The sequence below is a fragment of the Hoeflea sp. genome, from assembly GCF_039975035.1.
Taxonomy (GTDB): domain Bacteria; phylum Pseudomonadota; class Alphaproteobacteria; order Rhizobiales; family Rhizobiaceae; genus Hoeflea.
Window position 1 is genome coordinate 15461 of record NZ_JBDWHW010000205.1, and the last position, 19076, is coordinate 34536.

Genomic DNA, 19076 nt, shown 5'->3' on the forward strand with positions numbered 1-19076 from the left:
CGTTTGACGTCTACGCCGACCACACGGAATTTCGATGGATGGCAACCGGTAAAAGAAGCGCGAAGCTTTCATTTGGTCAGGTGGGGAGCGTGCGGCGGCAGCTGGTGGTCAGTTCGACACCATCAGCGGTTTGAGCTTCTGGGCCGCCTTGAGGTAGCGCATCGGATCGACGGCGTTGCCGTCGCGGCGAATCTCGTAGTGCAGGTGAGGGCCGGTGGAGCGGCCGGTGGAACCCGATTTTCCAATGCGGACGCCACTCGTCACATGATCGCCTTTGCGAACCTCAACCCCCGCAAGGTGGGCGTAGCGTGTGGTGATGCCGTTGCCGTGATCGATCTCGATCATCTTGCCGTAACCGCCTTTGCGTCCGGCGTGAGTGACGACACCGGACCCGGTGCTGTAAACCGGCGTGCCAGTGGGAGCGCGGAAGTCGATACCGCCATGAAACGCAAGCCGGCTCAGAAACGGATCCCGGCGGTTGCCGAAGCGCGAGGTGATGTCCCGTCCCGGGGTGGGGATGCCGATCGGCAGTTCGCGGGCATGGCGCCTGACCGTGTCCAGGCGGTCGAGGGCCTGGTCGAGATCGTCGAGGGTGGACTCGAACGCATTCGGATTGTTGGGCTGCACAAACGGACCACCGATGGCCGTGTCATCCATGGAGGCGGCGGGAAGACCCGCAGACTTGATGATGCCGTCGATCTCGGACGCGGTCTCGAAGGCGTCGATTGCGAGGCCCTGCATCTTTGCGATCTGTTCACGCTCGATGGATTTGAGCGACAGGGTGACGGACGAGAATATCCGGTCTGCCCTTTCGCCGACGGTTTCTTTGGTTCCGGCGTCCGGGGTCGCCGCGTAGGCGAGCGGATTGACGTGCAGGCTGGCCGGGTCGGCAAGAATCTCGGGCTGAGCGGTGAGCGTGGCCAGGCGCTGGGTCTTGACTGACGCATTTGAAAGTCCGGCCTGTTTGTTCGGATTTTCTATCGGGATCGGGATGTGTGCCGGGAGGGCGCCGGCCCGTTCAAGCAATGGTCCGAGTTTGCCGTGGCGATTGCTTAACGCGTCCTGGCGGGCGATCAGCTCGGCCACCTTCTCCTCCATCAGTTGCTGGTCGAGCAACTGCCGGCTGGTGACCCTGTCGACCTGGGAGCGCAAGGCGGCGATACGATCCTCGTAAGCGTGTTGCATGCGGGCCTGCCGGGCCATCGAAGCGCCGATCAGATCGTCGCGCAGCACCAGATAGGACGTTGCCGCCAGATAGCCGATAGCCATGACGCCAAGCACAGACATGCTCAGCCCGGCAATCCAGGGGCGAATGGTCATGTGACGGATGGTGTCACCGCTGGCAAAGATGATGGTATGGGAACGTTTCGGCTGTTTGCCAAATACGCGGCTGTCCTGTCTCTGCGACACTGAATAATTCCTCGTCAGAACGGGTTGCCGTTGATTGATCGAGGTCGATTACACCCTGTTAAGGTTAACAAACATTTGAAACGGCGCCCGTGAGCGTCGATTGATGCGCCTTAAGACATGTTTTGGCTTGAAAGTGCGCGGTAGAAAGTGGGGGTGAGGCCGGCGGCGGCACGGGCAAGGTCGTTGAACGGCGGCTTGGGCGCCCCGCGGAAATTGGCCCGCACCAGCAGCCGGAAGGTTTCCGCCGGATCTTTGCCTTCGCGAGCGCAAATGAACCGGAACCATTTGGCGCCGATCGCGACATGTTTCTTCTCGTCCTCGTAAATCACATCGAGAACCGCAGCGCTTTCCTCATCGCCGGCTTCACGCATCTTTGCCCGCAACGAGGGCGTGACATCGAGCCCCCTTGCTTCGAGAATGAGCGGCACCACGGCGAGCCGCGCAGTCAGGTCATTGCGGGTGTCGTGCGCTGCCTGCCAAAGTCCGTCATGGGCGGGCATGTCGCCGTAGTCGGCATCCAGCGCACGAAGGCGCTGCCGCACCATATTGAAATGCTTGGCTTCTTCGAAGGCAACCTGCATCCAGCCGTCGAAAAAACTCTGTGGCATGGGGGCAGCGGCAAACCGGGCGACGATATCAAGTGCCAGATCGATGGCGTTGAGTTCGATATGGGCGATGGCGTGCAGAAGCGAGATCCGGCCGCGCAGCGAGTTGAGCGAACGCCGCGCCACCTGTGTCGGCGGAACCAGCTCCGGCCTGGCGGGCCGGCCCGGCCGCACCGGCGCAAGCGCGTCCAGTGGAGTGCGCAGCGACAGCCGGCGCGCATGCCAGCGGTTGGCAACATCCTGGGCCAGCGCGGTCTTGTCATCCAGGTCCGCGGCGAGAATGGCCCGCGCCGCGCCATCGCGCAGCGAAAGAACAGGCTGACGATCACTCACCATAGGGGCTCCGTAGCCTGATCAAAGCGCCTGCACCGCTTCGAGCACTTGCCTCGCATGCTCGGCGACTTTCACCTTCCGCCAGATCCTGGCAATCTTTCCGTCGGCGTCGATGAGGAAGGTGGAGCGCTCGACACCCATGTATTTGCGCCCGTACATGCTCTTTTCCTTCCAGACGCCATAGGCCTCAAGCACCGATTTGTCCTCGTCGGAGGCGAGGATAATGCCAAGTTCATGCTTGGCGATGAACTTGTCGTGGGCCTTGACCGGATCGGGTGACATGCCAACCACCACGGCGCCCGCCTTGGCGAAATCCGCAGACAGGGCGGTAAAGTCAATCGCCTCAACGGTGCAGCCGCTGGTGTCATCCTTGGGGTAGAAATAAAGCACCACAATTTTGCCGGCCAGGTCTGCCAGTGACACGTTTCCGCCGCCATCGCGTGGCAGATCAAATTGCGGTGCAGTCATGCCTTCCACAAGTTCGCTCATCCAGGTTACCTTTCGCCGTTTAACGTGACTGATTTGCAGGTGACCGTGTCCCGAGGCGATATATAAACGCAAGGGCAACAGTCCAACAGAATCACCAGTATAAAGAAAGCTGCCTTCACGCGCCCATGCCGGATCATCCGATCGACAAGGTTCATTTCAGAAAACGCGACATTGTCGCGCTGCATGAGTTGCCGTCAGCCACCGCTGATGACCAGATCCTGGTGCGTGGCCATCATCGGCGGCGCTGGCCCGGGTCGGCATTGCGCTGGCTGTTTGTTTCCGTCCTGCTTCTGGCCCTGCTTGCCGGCGCGGGGCTGGCGCTGCTGGAGGCGGGGGTCGCAGACGGATTTGTCCGGACCAGGGCGCAGATTGCCCTGGCTCAGGCGGTGGGACCTGACAACCGGGCGGAATTGAGCTCGGCGGCGCTGCGCCTGACACCGCGCGGACAGCTTGCGCTTGTGGCGCACGATGTCTCGATTGCGCGACGCGACGGATCCTCGCCGCCCAGTTATGCCGAAAGCGTTCTGATCGCGCTCGATCCGGTGGCGTTGCTGTCGGGGAAACTGTCGGTCGCTTCGGTGGATATATCCGGCGTTGGCCTCACCGCGCCTGAAAGCAATGGGTTCAACCTCACCGATCTTGCCAGTTTCCGCGTCGATGCCACCGGCGAGATGATGGAACAGATGTTCCTGGTGCTGAACCGTGTCGCGGGGCAGATCGATGCCGTCGAGGCCGGGGCGTTTCGGTTTTCCGGCATTACAATATCGGGAACCGGTCGGGGGATCGAGATCGAGAATGCCGAGGTGCGCAGGATTGACGGGCGGCATTATGAAATCGAGGCAAACCTTGTGCGCGCCGGGCGCGCCATAGCGATCCGAGGAACAGCCCAAGGGCCGGTCACCGGCGTCGGCCTCTCGGAAATTTCCGCGAAGATCGACGGTTTCGCCCTGGACTTCCTGACGGAAGGCTCGGTCGACCGTCAGAACGGCGTATCGACTCCGCTGGCGATATCGTTCAATGCCTCGCGGGCCGAACCGGGCAAACAGCCGGCGCTGTCAGTCAGGCTCAACGCATTGGACGGCACGATCACGATGGGTGGCGTACAGGCGTCCCTGCGCGAGGCCCGGGTTCGTCTTGTCTACATGCCAGAGGCGAACAAACTCGAGATTACGCCATCCGTCATCAGGATTGGCGAGACGGTTTTGCCGTTCACCGGAGGCTTGATTGATGCCGACAGGATCGAGGAAATCGAGGGCGAGGGCATCGCCTTTGATTTCGTGGTCAAGAAAGGCCTCGCCGCGCCGGGCGATTCCGACGAGGCGCCGATACAGTTTGACGGCAAGGCATTGGGACGCTTCGACGCTGCACAGCGGCTGCTTGTGGCTGAGGAGCTGGCGCTGGCTACCCCGCAGGGCGACATGGTCGGATCAGCGTCCTGGCGTTTCGTCGAAGGTATTTCACCGGAAATAAATCTTGTGGCGCGGGCGCCGCGAATGTCCATGGCTGCGGTCAAGCAGTTCTGGCCCTACTGGGTCGGCAAACTGGCGCGGAAATGGGTGCTGGATAATCTTTACGGCGGCACCGTGAGCAATGGCCAGATCCAACTGGCAGCGCCTGCCGGCCATTACAAACCTTTCGACGACGTCAGTTTTGACGAAAACCAGTTGCAGATCGATTTTGATGTCGAGCGCGCGCGAATGAATGTTGCAGGCAATATTCCGCCGCTGCGCGACACGGTCGGCCACATGCGCCTGCGCGGGACAACGGTCAGCCTAAAGGTTGAGTCCGCGACTGCGTTTTTTCCGACCGGGCGGACCGTGGATGTGACGGACGCGACCTTCTCGATCCCGGCCACCAACGAGAAGCCGCTGATGGCCGAACTGACCATGTCGGTCAGCGGCAACGCGGATGCGGTTGCCGAGTTGATCAGTTATCATCCGATCAATGCTCTCGATCAGATCGGTTTCAAACCGGCAGAGCTCAGCGGAGAGATTTCCTCAACCGTGACGGCGCGATTCGGGCTCATCGCCGAACAATCGCCGCCACCGCCCGACTGGACCGTCGATCTCAAGATGCACGGCGTCGACATCGACAAGCCGGTCGAGGGCCGGATGCTAACGGAAATGGATGGCAGCCTCTATGTCACGCCGGAACAAGCCGAACTGAAAGCCGATGCGCTGGTAGACGGGGCCAGAATGACGCTGGATGTGCTGCAGCCGGTTGGCGGATCAACTGTCGCCGCGCGGCGCGAACTGTCTGGAACGCTGAGCCCGGATGCGTGGGGAAAGCTGGCACCCGGCATCACCGATCTGATATCCGGACCGGTGGGCTTTGTCCTGAAGGTTGACGCTGATGGCCGGCAGGATGTCAATCTCGACCTCAAGCCGTCGAAACTCAAGGTTCCGGGCATCGGCTGGACCAAAGACAAGGGCATTGCCGCCAGCTTGCGGTTCGGGATGCAGACGGAAGGCGATGTGACCCGGCTCTCCGAGATGAAACTGTCCGGGGACGGGTTTGAATCAACCGGTGCGGTGACACTCAAGCAGGGGCGGTTGTCCACCGCGAAATTCGATCATGTTGCACTGTCGCCGCGGGACGATTACCGGGTCGATATCACCGGCAACGGCAATGCCTATCATATCAAGCTTGGCGGCAAGTCGATTGATGCGCGCCCGCTCATCGAGCTTGCCAAGTCCGCCGAAGGGGCGAGTGCGGAGGACAATTCGAAAGCTGCCACAATCGAGTTGTCCGGCGCTGTCGAGACAGTCTACGGTTATTCCGATGAAAGGCTTTCGTCGGGGAGCATAAGTTACAGCGGGCAGGGCGATCGCATCGAGCTTCTCGATTTCAAGGCGGTCACCAAGAGCGGCCAGGCGCTGGTGATGAAGGTTTCGGGCGGCAAGGCCGATGAAATTGTTGAGATTACCAGCGGCGATGCCGGCGCCATCACCCGGTTTGCCGGGGTCTATTCCCGGATGCGCGGCGGGCTGCTCAACGTCAGGCTCAAGAGCAGCGGCAGTCCCCTGCGCCGCGGCGTGATCGATGTGCGGAATTTCATGCTTGTCGGCGAGCCACGGCTTGAATCACTGGTGTCCACACCAAGCAAGAAGGACGGCCGGAGCCTCAAGGATGCGGCCAAGGCCGATGTCAACGTATCGCAGGCGCGCTTCGAGGTGGCCAATGCCCAGGTTGTGTCCGGCAATGGCGAACTCCGGGTCAGCGAAGGCATTATCCGCGGCCCGGAAATCGGCGCGTCGTTCCAGGGGCTGGTCCACGATGCCCAGGGCAACATGGACATGACCGGAACAATCATGCTTGCCTATGGCATCAACCGGTTGTTTGCAGAGGTGCCGGTGATCGGGCTGCTGTTGGGCAATGGCAGGGACCGCGGACTGTTCGGGATTACCTTCCGGCTTGCCGGCAAGACCGAATCGCCGCTTTTGCAGGTCAACCCGCTGTCGGTCATCGCGCCGGGTGTCTTCCGTTCGATATTCGAGTTCAGGCCCTGAATTTTGTAGGTCACAAAAAAGACCGCCGGATCCGGGGATCGGGCGGTCGTGTCTTTTTAAAGCTGTTGTCGCCGAAGATTATTGCGGGCGGACCAGTACGTGCTTCTTTTTGCCTAGCGACAGTTTGATCACGCCGTCATCATTGAGATAGCCGGTGTTGACCAGGGTCTTGTCGTCGCTGATTGCCACATCGTTGAGCTTGATGGCGCCACCCTGCACGTGACGGCGGGCTTCACCGTTGGAGCCGGCCAGACCAGCCTGAACGAACAGCGCCAAGAGGCCGATGCCGGCCTCAAGCTCGGATGAGGCCACCGTGATGGTGGGCAGATCGGTTGCGGTCCGGCCTTCCTCAAACGTCTTGCGCGCGGTCTCTGAAGCCTGCTCGGCTGCGGCGCGGCCATGCAGCATGGCGGTGACTTCGGTCGCCAGAACCTTCTTGGCCTCGTTGATCTCGGCGCCACCCAGGGCTTCAAGCCGGGCAACCTCATCCAGCGGCATGGTGGTGTAGAGCTTGAGGAAGCGACCGACATCGGCGTCCTCGCTGTTGCGCCAGTATTGCCAGAACTCGTAGGCGCTGAGCATGTCGGCGTTGAGCCAGACCGCGCCATTGGCGGATTTGCCCATCTTGGCGCCCGATGATGTGGTCAGCAGCGGCGAGGTCAGCGCGTAAAGCTGCGGGCAGTCCATGCGGTGACCGAGGTCGATGCCATTGATGATGTTGCCCCACTGGTCCGATCCGCCCATCTGCAGGCGGCAGCCATAGCGCTTGTTCAATTCGACGAAGTCGTAGGCCTGGAGGATCATGTAGTTGAATTCCAGGAACGACAGCGATTGCTCGCGGTCGAGCCGGGTCTTGACGGAATCAAACGCCAGCATGCGGTTGACCGAGAAATGACGGCCGACATCGCGCAGGAATTCGACGTAGTTGATGCCCATCAGCCAGTCGGCGTTGTTGGCCATCACCGCATCTTTCGGACCGTCACCGAAATCAAGGTAGTTGGCAAACACGCTCTTGATGCCGGCGATGTTCTCGTCGATCAGTTCGGGTGTCAGCAGTTTGCGGGCTTCATCCTTGAAGGACGGATCGCCGATCATGCCGGTGCCGCCGCCCATCAAGGCGATGGGGCGATGGCCGGTCTTTTGCATCCAGTGCAGCATCATGATCTGGATCAGACCGCCGGCATGCAGGCTCGGCGCGGTCGGATCGAAGCCGATATAGGCAGTCACGGTCTCGTTCCGGAACAAATCATCAAGACCCGACTCGTCGGAGGTCTGGTGAATGAACCCGCGCTCGGAAAGAGTGCGCAGGAAATCGGACTTGAAGGCTGACATATCACTGTCCTTGCGGTTATCTCGGCTGTACCGGAAACAAATCGGGCGTCGACCGGTGTGTGGCGCCCGGGCGGGCCTTTAACACTAGCGGCAGGCGCATTCAACTGAAGCCGGCCAATTGCAGATGCTGACGTGGGTTGTGCGCGCATGTAGGTTTCCGGTTGACAGCAAGGCTGATTCTCTCCGGCAGCGGGGCAGCACAGGCAGCGGGAATGAATTCAATGGCGACACACGACACGGCGATGCGGGCAATCGGGCTGATGAGCGGCACCTCGATGGATGGCATTGATCTGGCCATGCTGGAAACCGACGGCGATGGCATTGTGCGGCGAGGCCCCTCTGCATTCACGCCCTACGACGCGCGGTTTCGCAAGCGGCTGGAGCAATCCCTGGACGTTGCCAAGGCGATCAAGCAGCGCGACGAACGTCCGGGCGATCTCGCCGAACTGGAGAGCGAACTGACGGACCGGCATGCCTTCGCTGTCGGGGCGTTTCTGGCGCGCGAGGGGCTGGGTGCGGGGGATGTCGATGTGATCGGTTTTCACGGCCAGACGGTGCTGCACCGGCCGCTCGACGGGTTGACGGTGCAACTGGGCGATGGCGAGCGGCTGGCCAAACGGCTTGGCATCGACGTGGTTTTTGACCTTCGCGCCCACGACATGCGGCTGGGCGGGCAGGGCGCGCCGCTGGTTCCAGGCTATCACCGCGCATTGGCTTCAGGGCTGACGGGCGAATGGGCCGACGAAAAACCGGTTGTGTTCGTCAATATCGGCGGCATCTCGAACATCACCTATATCGGGAAAGACGGCGAGTTGCTGGCATTTGACAGCGGCCCCGGCAACACGCTGATCGACCAGTGGGTGGCGCGCCATGCGGGCATCCCCTACGATTCAGGCGGTGCCATCGCATCGGAAGGCCGGGTGCTGGCGGGTCTCGCAAACCGCTATCTGGAATCGCCGTTCTTCTCGGCCAAGGACCGCATATCGCTGGATCGCAACGATTTCGTGTTGCCCGATGACACCGAAGCCGGGCTCGAAGACGGGGCGAGGACGCTGGCCTTTGTGACCGCGGCGGCGATCGCCAAGGCCCAGACGCATCTGCCGGACAAACCCAGATTATGGATCCTGAGCGGCGGCGGGCGGCACAACCGGTTGATCGTCGAGGACCTGACGGTGGCCGCACGGCACACCGGTCGCGTGATTGTCGCCGAAGAGGCCGGGCTCGATGGAGATTCGATGGAGGCTGAAGCCTGGGCCTGGCTGGCGGTGCGCTCGCTCAGGGGGCTGGCCCTGACCTATCCCGGCACCACCGGCGTGAGCGAACCCGCGACCGGAGGCGTGCTGGCACGGGGCCGAGCCGTTCAAGCTGCGCGAGGTGACCTGCCAGGCGGCGATTGACGCGACAAACAGACCGGTAAACGGGTGTAGCCTGTTGCAGCCAGACCGTTCGCGGACATTCGAAACACAAGCACAAAGCGTCGCAAGAGAACAGCCCGGGACCAATCGCTCAAAGGGTGAGGGCGGACTTCGCCACGTTCCGCGCCGGACATGACATACATCAATGCAGCCGGTTTCCAGGCCTGTAGTGTTCCACTTCATGAGGTTTACGGAAGTGGACAGGCGATGAAAACAGGACTCCGCGATTTCACGCCAGCCGTTGACTTGACGGCCACCGGTGGCACCGGTCCGGTCCGCAGGCAAAGGCCGCTTTATGTCGATTTGACGCCACCGTGCAGCCATGCCTGTCCGGCGGGCGAAAACATCCGCGGCTGGCTTGACCAAGCCCAGGCCGGGCGTTACCGGCAGGCCTGGGAGCTGCTGGTGGCCGACAATCCGATGCCTGCGGTTCATGGCCGGGTTTGCTATCATCCGTGCGAGAGCGGATGCAACCGCGGCCAGGTCGATGCGCCGGTCAGCATTCACGCGGTTGAGCGGTTTCTGGGGGATCTGGCCAATCAGGAAGGTTGGGGTTTCACCGTCGCAAAGCCAAAATCGGGCAAGAAAGTACTGGTTGTCGGAGCCGGGCCGAGCGGCCTGTCTGCCGCCTATCATCTGGCCCGGCTTGGCCACCAGGTCGAAATCCGCGAGGCCGGACCGGTTGCCGGCGGGATGATGCATTTCGGAATTCCGGCCTACCGGCTGCCACGCGCCGAACTGGCGCGGGAGGTGGCCCGGGTGGAAGCGCTGGGTGTCCGGATCGTCACCAATCACAAGGTGAGCGATCTGTTGGCGGAGAAACAGGAAGGCGGTTTCGACGCGGTTTTCGTGGCGATTGGCGCAGGGCTGGGAAAGCGGGTCGATATCCCCGCCCGCGACGCCGCGCGGGTTGTCGATGCGGTCTCGGTCCTGCACGATGCCAGCGAAGGCAAGCCGCTGCTGCTTGGCCGGCGGGTCATCGTCTATGGCGGCGGCAACACCGCGATGGATGCCGCCCGCACCGCCAAACGACTGGGTGCCACTGAAACGTTGATTGTCTACCGGCGTGACCGCGACCACATGCCCGCCCACCAGTTCGAAGCGGAGGAGGCGCTGGCCGAGGGAATCAAGATCAAGTGGCTGACGGCGATCAAGGATATTTCAGGCTCCGAACTCACCGTTGAACGGATGAAGCTGGACGAGGGCGGGAGGCCCAGGGCCACCGGTGAATATGAAACACTGACAGCGGACGCGGTTGTACTGGCGCTCGGCCAGCAGAGCGACAGTCATTTCCTGCGCGATGTTCCGGGCATTGAATTTACCGCTGATGGCGCCGTCAAGGTAGGGCCGGAGCTGATGACCGGCGCCACCGGGATCTTTGCCGGCGGCGATCTGATCCCGGGCGAGCAGTCGGTGACGATTGCGACCGGACAGGGCAAACGCGCCGCGCGCAATATCGACGCCTGGCTGAATGACGCGACCTGCACGGCAGAGGCGGCAGCGCCGATCGTCGGGTTCGAGATGCTGCATCTTCCGGTCTATTCGGACGCCGATGCGCGCATGCAACGCGAGCTTCCGGTGGAGGCGCGGCTTGAGGACTTTTCCGAGATCATCGCCGGGCTGAACGATGCCGAAGCGCGTTACGAGGCGCAGCGCTGCTATTCCTGCGGCGACTGTTATGAATGCGACAATTGCTACGCGGCTTGCCCCGAGCAGGCCATCATCAAGCTCGGGCCGGGAAAGCGCTATGCTTTCGACTATGACAAATGCACCGGCTGCGCGGTCTGTTTCGAGCAATGTCCCTGCCACGCCATCGACATGATCCCGGAGAATGCGTCCCATGGCCAAGCGTGAAAGTTCAAAGGCCACGATGGATGGCAACTCCGCGGTTGCCCATATCGCCTACCGTGTAAACGAGGTCTGCGCGATCTACCCGATCACGCCGTCCTCACCGATGGCCGAACTGGCCGATGAATGGACCATGGCGGGGATCACCAATATCTGGGGCAATACTCCGGTAATCCAGGAGATGCAGAGCGAGGGCGGGGCTGCGGGCACTGTTCATGGTTCGCTGCAGGCCGGTGCCCTGACGACGACATTTACCGCCTCGCAGGGCTTGCTGTTGATGATCCCGAATATGTTCAAGATCGCCGGCGAACTGACGCCTGCGGTCTTTCACGTGGCGGCGCGGTCGATTGCAACGCAGGCGCTGTCCATTTTCGGCGATCATTCGGATGTGATGGCGGTCAGGTCTACCGGCTTTGCCATGCTCGCCTCGAACTCGGTGCAGGAAGCCCATGACATGGCACTTGTGGCCCAGGCATCGACGCTGAAATCGCGGATTCCGTTTGTGCATTTCTTTGACGGGTTCAGGACCTCGCACGAGGTCAACACGCTGAGGCTGATCGACGATTTGGATATCAGGGCGATGATCGATGACGATCTGGTCAGGGCGCATCGGGATCGCGGGCTCAGCCCCGAGCATCCGTTTGTGCGCGGAACCGCGCAAAATCCGGATGTATTCTTTCAGGGCCGCGAAGCGGCAAGCAGATTTTATGCGGCTACACCGGATATTGTTGCGGGGGAAATGGCACGGTTCGCGGAATTGACCGGACGCGCGTACCAGCCATTCGAATATTTTGGCGCGCCGGATGCCGAACGGATTATTCTGATCATGGGATCGGGCGCCGAAGTCGTTCGCGAGACTGTCGCCGATCTGTGCGCTCGCAGTGAAAAGCTGGGCATGGTCACGGTTCGGCTCTACCGGCCGTTTTCGGTCAGGCATTTGCTGGCGGTACTTCCCCAAAGCTGCCGCTCAATCGCCGTGCTCGACCGCACCAAGGAACCGGGCGCCACGGGCGAGCCGCTTTATCTCGATGTCGTGGCAGCGCTGGCCGACGCCGTTGCCGAGGGCACCTATGGCCACATGCCGAGAATTGTCGGCGGACGTTACGGCCTGTCGTCGAAAGATTTCACGCCGGCCCAGGCAAAAGCTGTGTTCGATGAACTGGCAAAGCCCAAACCTAAAAACGGCTTCACTGTCGGCATCAATGACGACGTCATGCATACCAGTCTCGAGGTCGATGAAAGCTATCAGACGGAACCCGCCGATGTGGTTCGGGCGGTATTTTTCGGGCTGGGGTCGGACGGAACCGTTGGCGCCAACAAGAACAGCGTCAAGATCATCGCCGAAGACGCGGAGAGCTATGCACAGGGCTATTTCGTCTATGATTCCCACAAATCCGGGGCCCAGACGGTGTCGCATCTCAGATTCGGGCCTCACCAGATCCGGGCTCCCTACCTGATCCGTTCGGCAAGCTTCGTGGCCTGTCACCAGTTCCAGTTCGTCATGAAGAGCGACGTGCTGAAGCTGGCGGCGCCCGGCGCGACCTTCCTGCTCAACAGCCCTTATGGACCTGAGGAGGTGTGGGCGCAGCTGCCGCATGCGATGCAGCAACAGATCATTGCCAAGGGGCTGAAATTTCATGTCATCGACGCGATGTCGGCGGCCCATGAACTTGGCCTCGGCGGCCGCGTCAACACCATCCTGCAGACGTGTTTTTTTGCGCTGTCGGGAGTGCTGCCGCGCGACGAGGCCATTGAGCGCATCAAGCACTCGATTTCCAAGTCCTATGGTCGCAAGGGCAAGAAAATTGTCGAGAAGAACTTTGCCGCCGTCGACGGCGCGCTTGGCCGCTTGCATCAAGTCAAGGTTCCAGCCCACGCGTCGAGCCCGTTCGAACGACCGCCAACCGTTCCGGACGACGCACCGGACTTCGTGCGCCGGGTAACGGCGCGGATGATGGAAGGGGATGGCGACCTGATCCCGGTCAGCGCCATGCCGGTGGACGGCACCTTTCCATCGGGAACCGCGGCCTGGGAAAAACGCAATATTGCCGAGGAAGTGCCAATCTGGCGCGAGGGCCTGTGCATCCAGTGCGGGCAATGCAGTTTCGTCTGTCCGCATTCGGTCATCCGCGCGAAATATTTTGACAGTCCGATGCTGGAGGGCGCGCCGGAGAGCTTCAAATCGGCCCCGGTCAATGCCCGCGGTTATCCCGATATTCTGTTTTCGCTGCAGTTTCACATAGAAGACTGCACCGGTTGCGGGCTGTGTGTCGAGGCCTGTCCCGCCCACAGCCTGACCGAGCCGAACGTCAAGGCAATCAATCTGGCGGAAAAGACCGATGATATCGTCGAGACAGGGCGGGACACGATCGGATTCTTCCAGACGCTGCCGGTCAATGACCGGGCCCGCGTCGATTTCGCCAATGTGCGCGGCGTGCAGTTCCTCGAACCTCTGTTCGAATTTTCCGGAGCCTGCGCCGGTTGTGGTGAAACACCCTATGTCAAGCTGCTGTCCCAGCTCTTCGGCGACCGGCTGATGGTGGCCAATGCCACCGGCTGTTCCTCGATCTATGGCGGCAACCTTCCGGTCACGCCGTGGACCAAGAATGCCGAAGGCCGCGGGCCTGCATGGTCGAATTCGCTGTTTGAGGACAATGCCGAATTCGGTCTGGGCTTCCGTCTCGCCGCCGACAAGCATCTGGACATGGCCCAATCGCTGCTCAAGCAACTTGCCGGGTCTGTCGGGGAGGATCTGGCAGCAGACATACTGACCGCTCCGCAAATCCGGGAATCCGAGATCCGGGATCAGCACGAGCGGGTCGCCCGGCTCAAGCTGCGGCTTCTGGAAGTGCGAGACAATGCCACCGCGCTGGACCTGCTTTCCGTCGCCGACCATCTGGTCAGGCGCAGCGTCTGGATCGTGGGCGGTGACGGCTGGGCCTATGACATCGGCTATGGCGGGCTCGATCACGTTCTGGCAAGCGGCCGGAACGTCAATGTTCTGGTGATGGATACCGAAGTCTATTCCAACACCGGCGGGCAGGCGTCCAAGGCCACGCCGCTGGGGGCAATCGCCAAATTTGCGGCGGCCGGCAAGCGCACGGCGCGCAAGGACCTGGCGCTCCAGGCCATCGCCTACGGCAATGTCTATGTCGCGCAGGTGGCGATGGGCGGCAATCCGCAACAGACCCTGCAGGCGTTTCGTGAGGCGGAAGCCTATGACGGGCCGTCGCTCATCCTCGCCTACAGCCATTGCATCGCACATGGCTACGATCTGCGCCAGGGCTTGAGCCAGCAGGACAAGGCAGTGGCGAGCGGTTACTGGCCGCTGATGCGCTACAACCCCGAACTGCGTGAAACCGGTCAGGCTCCGTTCCAGCTGGATTCGCCGCGCCCGGCGCTGCCGTTCAGGGATTATGCCTACAATGAACTGCGCTACAGCGCGCTTGCCGCCAGCCGTCCGGTGGAGGCTGCCGCATTGCTGAAAGAGGCGCAGAAGGCGATTTTGGACAAGTACAACACCTATGAGGAATTCGCGCGGATGGCCGGAGGACCGGATGCGTCGAAGGTCATGGGCGCGGCGCGAAAGCTATAATCCGGGAAACCCTGTTGCCCGACTGGAGACTGCGGACATGGACCTGACCACCACCTATCTCGGGCTCACGCTCACAAGCCCGCTGGTTGCGAGCGCAGGCCCGCTGAATTCGAAACTGGACAATCTCAAGCTGCTTGAGGGGCATGGCGCCGGGGCAGTGGTGCTGCCTTCCGTTTTTGAGGAGCAGATCGTGCGCGAGCAGGCACTGATCGAGGATCTGGTCGACAGCGGTGCGGATAGTTTTGGCGAAGCGCTGAGCTATTTTCCCGCACAGACTTCCTATGCGTTCGATACGTCGCGTCACCTTTGCCTCATCGAGAACGCCGCCACTGCGCTGGAAATCCCGGTGATCGCCAGCCTCAATGGCGTTACCGACAGCGGCTGGGTCGATTATGCGCACGACATGGAAAGCGCGGGCGCGCAGGCGCTGGAACTCAATATCTATTTCATTCCCTCCGATCCGACTGTTGATGGCGGCGATGTCGAACGGCGCTATCTCGACATAGTTCACGCAGTGGCGTCGGCGGTCAAAATCCCCGTCGCCGTCAAGATCGGTCCCTATTTCAGTTCGCCCGGCAACATGGCCGTGAAACTGGTAGAGGCCGGCGCCAGTGGCCTGGTCCTGTTCAACCGGTTCTATCAGCCGGACATCGATCCGATGCGGTTGTCGGTCGAGACCAGTCTGGATCTGTCCCATGCTTACGAAATGCGGCTTCCGGTGTTGTGGATCGGCGTTCTGGCGGGGCGCATCGATGCATCGCTGGCGGCGACCACAGGGGTGGAGCGGGCCGAAGATGTGGTGAAGTACCTGCTGGCGGGTGCTGACGTTGTCATGACCACCTCGTCGCTGCTGCGTAACGGGCTTTCCCACATGCGGGTGCTCTCGGATGGACTGAAAGACTGGCTGGGCACGCGGGGGCTGAACTCGCCGGACGATATTCGCGGCAAGCTCAGCCATGGCAACGTGGCTGATCCGGAAGCCTACGAGCGCGCCAACTATATCCGGACGCTGCAGGATTTCGGGTTGAAGTGAGGAATATCGTGCTGAACCCGGGCGAGGAGGCCCGTGTCACGCGTTAAAAGTAAAAACATGGTATCTGTTGGTGTGCCGGAAACATGCATCTCACCGGCCTATTGCGAGGGAATTCCTAACCCATGAGCAGACAATCAACTGATGTGATCACCCCGGCCTGCGATGTGCCGCAAGTATCGGAAGCCGATATCGTTGCGATCTGCCAGGCCTATGGCAATGACCAGCACCGGATGCTGGATATCCTGCGCGACGCACAGGACCGGTACCGCTGCATATCGCCGCAAATCATGACCATCGTTGCTCGGCAGACCGGACTGACGCGGGTTGCAGTGGAAGGTGTGGCGAGCTTTTATTCATTCCTGTCGCTGACGCCGAAGGGACGGGTTACCATCCGGCTTTGCGATGACATCATTGACCGGTTTGCCGGTCTGGCTGAAGTGGTGCAGGCGTTTGAAAACGAGCTGGATATCAAGGTCGGCCAGACCTCCGGCGATGGCGCCTTTTCGCTCGAATACACACCGTGCATCGGCATGTGCGATCAGGCGCCGGCGGTGATGATCAACAATGTTGTCGTTACCAACCTGACTGCGGACAAGGCGCGGGACATCGCCAGATCGCTGAAATCGGGGCGGACCCCGGAGCAACTGATCAGCACACGTTTCGCCGAGCTTTCCGCTCATGAACGCGTCACGCGGATGGTCGAGAACAATATCCGGCATGCGGGCGCCGTGTTGCTCGGACCGGTTCCCGACAATGCCGGATTGAAAAAGTCGCTCGATCTGACGCCGGTGCAAATCGTCGACCAGATCGAGGCAAGCGGTCTGCGCGGGTGCGGCGGCGCAGGATTTTCGGCGGGAAGGAAATGGCGGGTTGCTGCCAGCGAACCGGCCGAGCGGCGCTATGTGTTGTGCAATGCCGACGAGGGAGAACCGGGCACCTTCAAGGACCGGGTGCTGCTGACCGAACGTCCGCACCTGATGGTCGAGGGCATGACCATCGCGGCAAGAGCCGTGGGCGCCACCGAAGGGATCATCTATCTCAGGGGCGAATACATCTACCTGCAAGATCTGCTGCAGGGTGTTGTGGACCAACGCCGCGCCGGCGGGCTGCTTGGCGAACAGATCATGGGCGTTGACGGCTTCGATTTCGACATACGCATCCAGATGGGGGCAGGGGCCTATATCTGCGGCGAGGAGGGGGCGCTGATCAGTTCCTGCGAAGGTTTGCCGGGCGAGCCGAAAACCCGTCCGCCTTTTCCGGTCAATCGCGGCTATCTCGGCTTTCCGACCGTGGTCAACAATGTCGAGACGTTTTGCAACGCGGCGCGGATCATGGATCGCGGCGCTGACTGGTTCTTTGCCATGGGCAGACACAGCAGCCACGGTTCAAAGCTTTTCAGTGTTTCCGGCGACTGCCTGAATCCGGGCGTCTACGAGCTGCCCTATGGACTGCAGGTGCGCGAAATCCTGGAAATGGCCGGCGGCGAAGATGCTGCAGCCGTCCAGGTCGGCGGCCCGTGTGGAACCATGATCGGGCGGGACAGTTTCGACCGGCGGCTGGCCTTTGACGATCTGGCAACCGGAGGGGCAATCATTGTCTTTTCAGGCGAACGCAACATCCTGGAAATCGTCGAATATGACATGTCGTTCTTCGTTCACGAGAGTTGCGGTTATTGCACACCCTGCCGGGTCGGCAATGTCTTTCTGCAAAGGGCGATAGGCAAGTTTCGCAAAGGGCTCGCCAATCCCGAGGACATTGAATATCTCAAGGATCTCTCCGCCACGATCATCGAAACCAGCCGCTGCGGCCTGGGCATGACGTCGCCCAATCCGATCCTGTCGACGCTGGAGAATTTTCCGCTGGTCTATTCGGCGCTTGCCAAACCGTCACAGGACCGGATCCGGGCCACTTTTGATATCCAGTCGTCGATTGACGGCGCGCGCAAGCTGGCAAAGCGGCGTTCCTACATTTACGACAAGGATTTCAGCCAATGAGCGGACCTGAATTCACTTTTGTCATCGACGGGGTCGAAATTACGGCCACGCCGGGCCAGACCATCATGGAGGCTGCCGACGCGGCGCATGTCTATATTCCGCGGCTTTGCGATCACGAAGGCTTGCGGCATCAGGGCAGTTGCCGGGTCTGCACGGTCAAGGCGGACGGGCGCAGCGTTTCAGCCTGTACGCAACCGGCAGCGCCGGGGTTGGCCGTCGAGAATGAAACTACCCATCTCAACAAGTTGCGGCGGGATCTGGTGGAAATGCTGTTTCACGAGGGCAACCACCTTTGCCCGATCTGCGAGGCGAGCGGCAATTGCGAGTTGCAGGCCATGGCCTATCGCCTCGAGATGACAACGCCGACCAGGTTTCCCTATCTCGAGCCCAGCCGAGCGGTCGATGCCTCCCATCCCGACATTGCACTTGATACCAACCGCTGCATCAGTTGCGGCAGGTGTATCCGCGCCTCGCAGGATGTCGATGGCAAGGGTGTCTTCGGCTATGTCGGCCGCGGCATTCACCGCCGCGTAGCCGTCAATGGCGAGGATCTCGCCAACACCGATGCGGCGCTGGGCGATGACGCGATTTCGGAAGGCGTCTGCCCGGTTGGCTGCATCATCCGCAAGGGCATAGGCTTTGCCAGGCCGATCGGCGAACGCCAATTCGACAAGGAACTGATCGGCTACGATATTGAAAGCAAGCGCGATGAGTGAGGTCAGGAAAGCCAGGATTGCGACGACATCGCTGGCCGGCTGCTTCGGCTGCCACATGGCCATCCTCGACATCGACGAGCGTCTGATCGAGTTGATGAAACTGGTCGAGTTCGATCGTTCGCCGCTGACCGACATGAGGAAATTCACCCAACGTTGCGACATCGGCATTATCGAAGGCGGCTGCTGCAATGAAGAAAATGTCCATGTTCTCAGGGATTTTCGGCGCAACTGCGATGTGCTGATCGCGATCGGGCAATGTGCGATCATGGGTGGGCTGCCGGCAATGCGCAACGCCATCATGCATTCCCAGACACCGTTGCGCGATTGTCTCGAGGAAGCTTTCATCACCGGAAAATATATCCGCAATACCACGCACGACATACCCAACGATCCGGCTTTACCGCTGCTGCTCGACGAGGTTTATCCGTGTTCGGAAGTCGTCGAGATCGATTACGAGATCCCGGGCTGCGCGCCCTCGGGTGATATAATCTTCAACACGCTGGCCGGCCTGCTGACGGGCAAGTTTGAAGGTTTTGAACGCAAGATGATCAGATTTGACTGAGCGAGCGGGAGCGGTAGGACATGGGTGAACCAAGACTGATCGAAATCTCGCCGATTACACGCGTGGAAGGCCACGGCAAGGTGACGATTCATCTCGACCGCAACAACCAGGTGGATGAGGCGCGTCTGCATATCGTCGAATTCCGCGGCTTCGAGCGGTTCATTCGCGGACGCCTGCTGTGGGAGGTTCCGGTCATCGTGCAGCGGCTTTGCGGCATCTGCCCGGTCCGGCATCA

General features: G+C 61.1%; 12 protein-coding genes and 1 pseudogene. 9 read left to right on the top strand and 4 right to left on the bottom strand.

Features of this window, described 5'->3' with window-relative positions; genetic code table 11:
• Positions 1-108 precede the first annotated feature (108 nt).
• From ABJN75_RS18400 to bcp, 3 genes are all read right to left on the bottom strand, one after another.
• Positions 109-1410, bottom strand: a complete 1302-nt coding sequence (locus tag ABJN75_RS18400; RefSeq protein WP_348441049.1) for a M23 family metallopeptidase — start codon at positions 1408-1410, stop codon at positions 109-111.
• A 110-nt stretch (positions 1411-1520) separates the two neighbouring features.
• Positions 1521-2351 (bottom strand): ferritin-like domain-containing protein, encoded by an 831-nt coding sequence (locus ABJN75_RS18405; RefSeq protein ID WP_348441050.1) that lies wholly within the window; start codon positions 2349-2351, stop codon positions 1521-1523.
• An 18-nt stretch (positions 2352-2369) separates the two neighbouring features.
• Positions 2370-2837, bottom strand: a complete 468-nt coding sequence (gene bcp / locus ABJN75_RS18410; protein WP_348441051.1) for a thioredoxin-dependent thiol peroxidase — start codon at positions 2835-2837, stop codon at positions 2370-2372.
• Positions 2838-2962: 125 nt separating this feature from the next.
• Between bcp and ABJN75_RS18415 the strand changes: the two genes are divergently transcribed.
• Positions 2963-6346: a DUF3971 domain-containing protein gene (locus tag ABJN75_RS18415; protein ID WP_348441052.1), complete on the top strand. Its 3384-nt coding sequence runs from the start codon at positions 2963-2965 to the stop codon at positions 6344-6346.
• A 78-nt stretch (positions 6347-6424) separates the two neighbouring features.
• On the opposite strand, the gene tyrS is transcribed toward ABJN75_RS18415, so the two are convergent.
• The gene (gene tyrS, locus ABJN75_RS18420; RefSeq protein ID WP_348441053.1) at positions 6425-7678 is read right to left on the bottom strand and encodes a tyrosine--tRNA ligase; all 1254 of its coding nucleotides are present in this window, start codon (positions 7676-7678) and stop codon (positions 6425-6427) included.
• 221 nt (positions 7679-7899) lie between these two features.
• On the opposite strand from tyrS, the gene ABJN75_RS18425 reads away from it, so the two are divergent.
• From ABJN75_RS18425 to ABJN75_RS18460, 8 genes and pseudogenes are all read left to right on the top strand, one after another.
• Positions 7900-9075, top strand: coding sequence for an anhydro-N-acetylmuramic acid kinase (locus tag ABJN75_RS18425; protein ID WP_348441054.1), 1176 nt, complete (start codon positions 7900-7902; stop codon positions 9073-9075).
• A gap of 225 nt (positions 9076-9300) precedes the next feature.
• Positions 9301-10947 (top strand): NAD(P)-binding protein, encoded by a 1647-nt coding sequence (locus ABJN75_RS18430; RefSeq protein ID WP_348441055.1) that lies wholly within the window; start codon positions 9301-9303, stop codon positions 10945-10947.
• Entirely contained in the window at positions 10934-14536 is a 3603-nt protein-coding gene (gene nifJ / locus ABJN75_RS18435) for a pyruvate:ferredoxin (flavodoxin) oxidoreductase (protein ID WP_348441056.1), read from the top strand. Before ABJN75_RS18430 ends, nifJ begins: the two co-directional genes overlap by 14 nt.
• A 37-nt stretch (positions 14537-14573) precedes the next feature.
• Positions 14574-15569 (top strand): dihydroorotate dehydrogenase-like protein, encoded by a 996-nt coding sequence (locus tag ABJN75_RS18440; protein ID WP_348441057.1) that lies wholly within the window; start codon positions 14574-14576, stop codon positions 15567-15569.
• 122 nt (positions 15570-15691) lie between these two features.
• On the top strand, positions 15692-17563 hold the full coding sequence (locus ABJN75_RS18445) for an NAD(P)H-dependent oxidoreductase subunit E (protein ID WP_348441058.1): 1872 nt from the start codon (positions 15692-15694) through the stop codon (positions 17561-17563).
• Positions 17560-18279 carry a 2Fe-2S iron-sulfur cluster-binding protein gene (locus ABJN75_RS18450; protein ID WP_348441059.1) on the top strand — a complete coding sequence of 240 codons (720 nt, stop codon included), beginning with the start codon at positions 17560-17562 and terminating at the stop codon, positions 18277-18279. Before ABJN75_RS18445 ends, ABJN75_RS18450 begins: the two co-directional genes overlap by 4 nt.
• Entirely contained in the window at positions 18272-18841 is a 570-nt protein-coding gene (locus ABJN75_RS18455) for an NADP oxidoreductase (RefSeq protein WP_348441060.1), read from the top strand. Before ABJN75_RS18450 ends, ABJN75_RS18455 begins: the two co-directional genes overlap by 8 nt.
• Before the next feature lie 20 nt (positions 18842-18861).
• A pseudogene (locus tag ABJN75_RS18460) lies at positions 18862-19076 on the top strand (Ni/Fe hydrogenase subunit alpha); the annotation flags it as partial.

What these genes read in the sequence shown, in the direction of transcription:
- ABJN75_RS18405 (WP_348441050.1), bottom strand. Translation starts at nt 2,351, where the DNA reads ATGGTGAGTGATCGTCAGCCTGTTCTTTCGCTGCGCGATGGCGCGGCG.
- bcp (WP_348441051.1), bottom strand. Translation starts at nt 2,837, where the DNA reads ATGAGCGAACTTGTGGAAGGCATGACTGCACCGCAATTTGATCTGCCA.
- ABJN75_RS18415 (WP_348441052.1), top strand. Translation starts at nt 2,963, where the DNA reads ATGCCGGATCATCCGATCGACAAGGTTCATTTCAGAAAACGCGACATT.
- tyrS (WP_348441053.1), bottom strand. Translation starts at nt 7,678, where the DNA reads ATGTCAGCCTTCAAGTCCGATTTCCTGCGCACTCTTTCCGAGCGCGGG.
- ABJN75_RS18425 (WP_348441054.1), top strand. Translation starts at nt 7,900, where the DNA reads ATGGCGACACACGACACGGCGATGCGGGCAATCGGGCTGATGAGCGGC.
- ABJN75_RS18430 (WP_348441055.1), top strand. Translation starts at nt 9,301, where the DNA reads ATGAAAACAGGACTCCGCGATTTCACGCCAGCCGTTGACTTGACGGCC.
- nifJ (WP_348441056.1), top strand. Translation starts at nt 10,934, where the DNA reads ATGGCCAAGCGTGAAAGTTCAAAGGCCACGATGGATGGCAACTCCGCG.
- ABJN75_RS18440 (WP_348441057.1), top strand. Translation starts at nt 14,574, where the DNA reads ATGGACCTGACCACCACCTATCTCGGGCTCACGCTCACAAGCCCGCTG.
- ABJN75_RS18445 (WP_348441058.1), top strand. Translation starts at nt 15,692, where the DNA reads ATGAGCAGACAATCAACTGATGTGATCACCCCGGCCTGCGATGTGCCG.
- ABJN75_RS18450 (WP_348441059.1), top strand. Translation starts at nt 17,560, where the DNA reads ATGAGCGGACCTGAATTCACTTTTGTCATCGACGGGGTCGAAATTACG.
- ABJN75_RS18455 (WP_348441060.1), top strand. Translation starts at nt 18,272, where the DNA reads ATGAGTGAGGTCAGGAAAGCCAGGATTGCGACGACATCGCTGGCCGGC.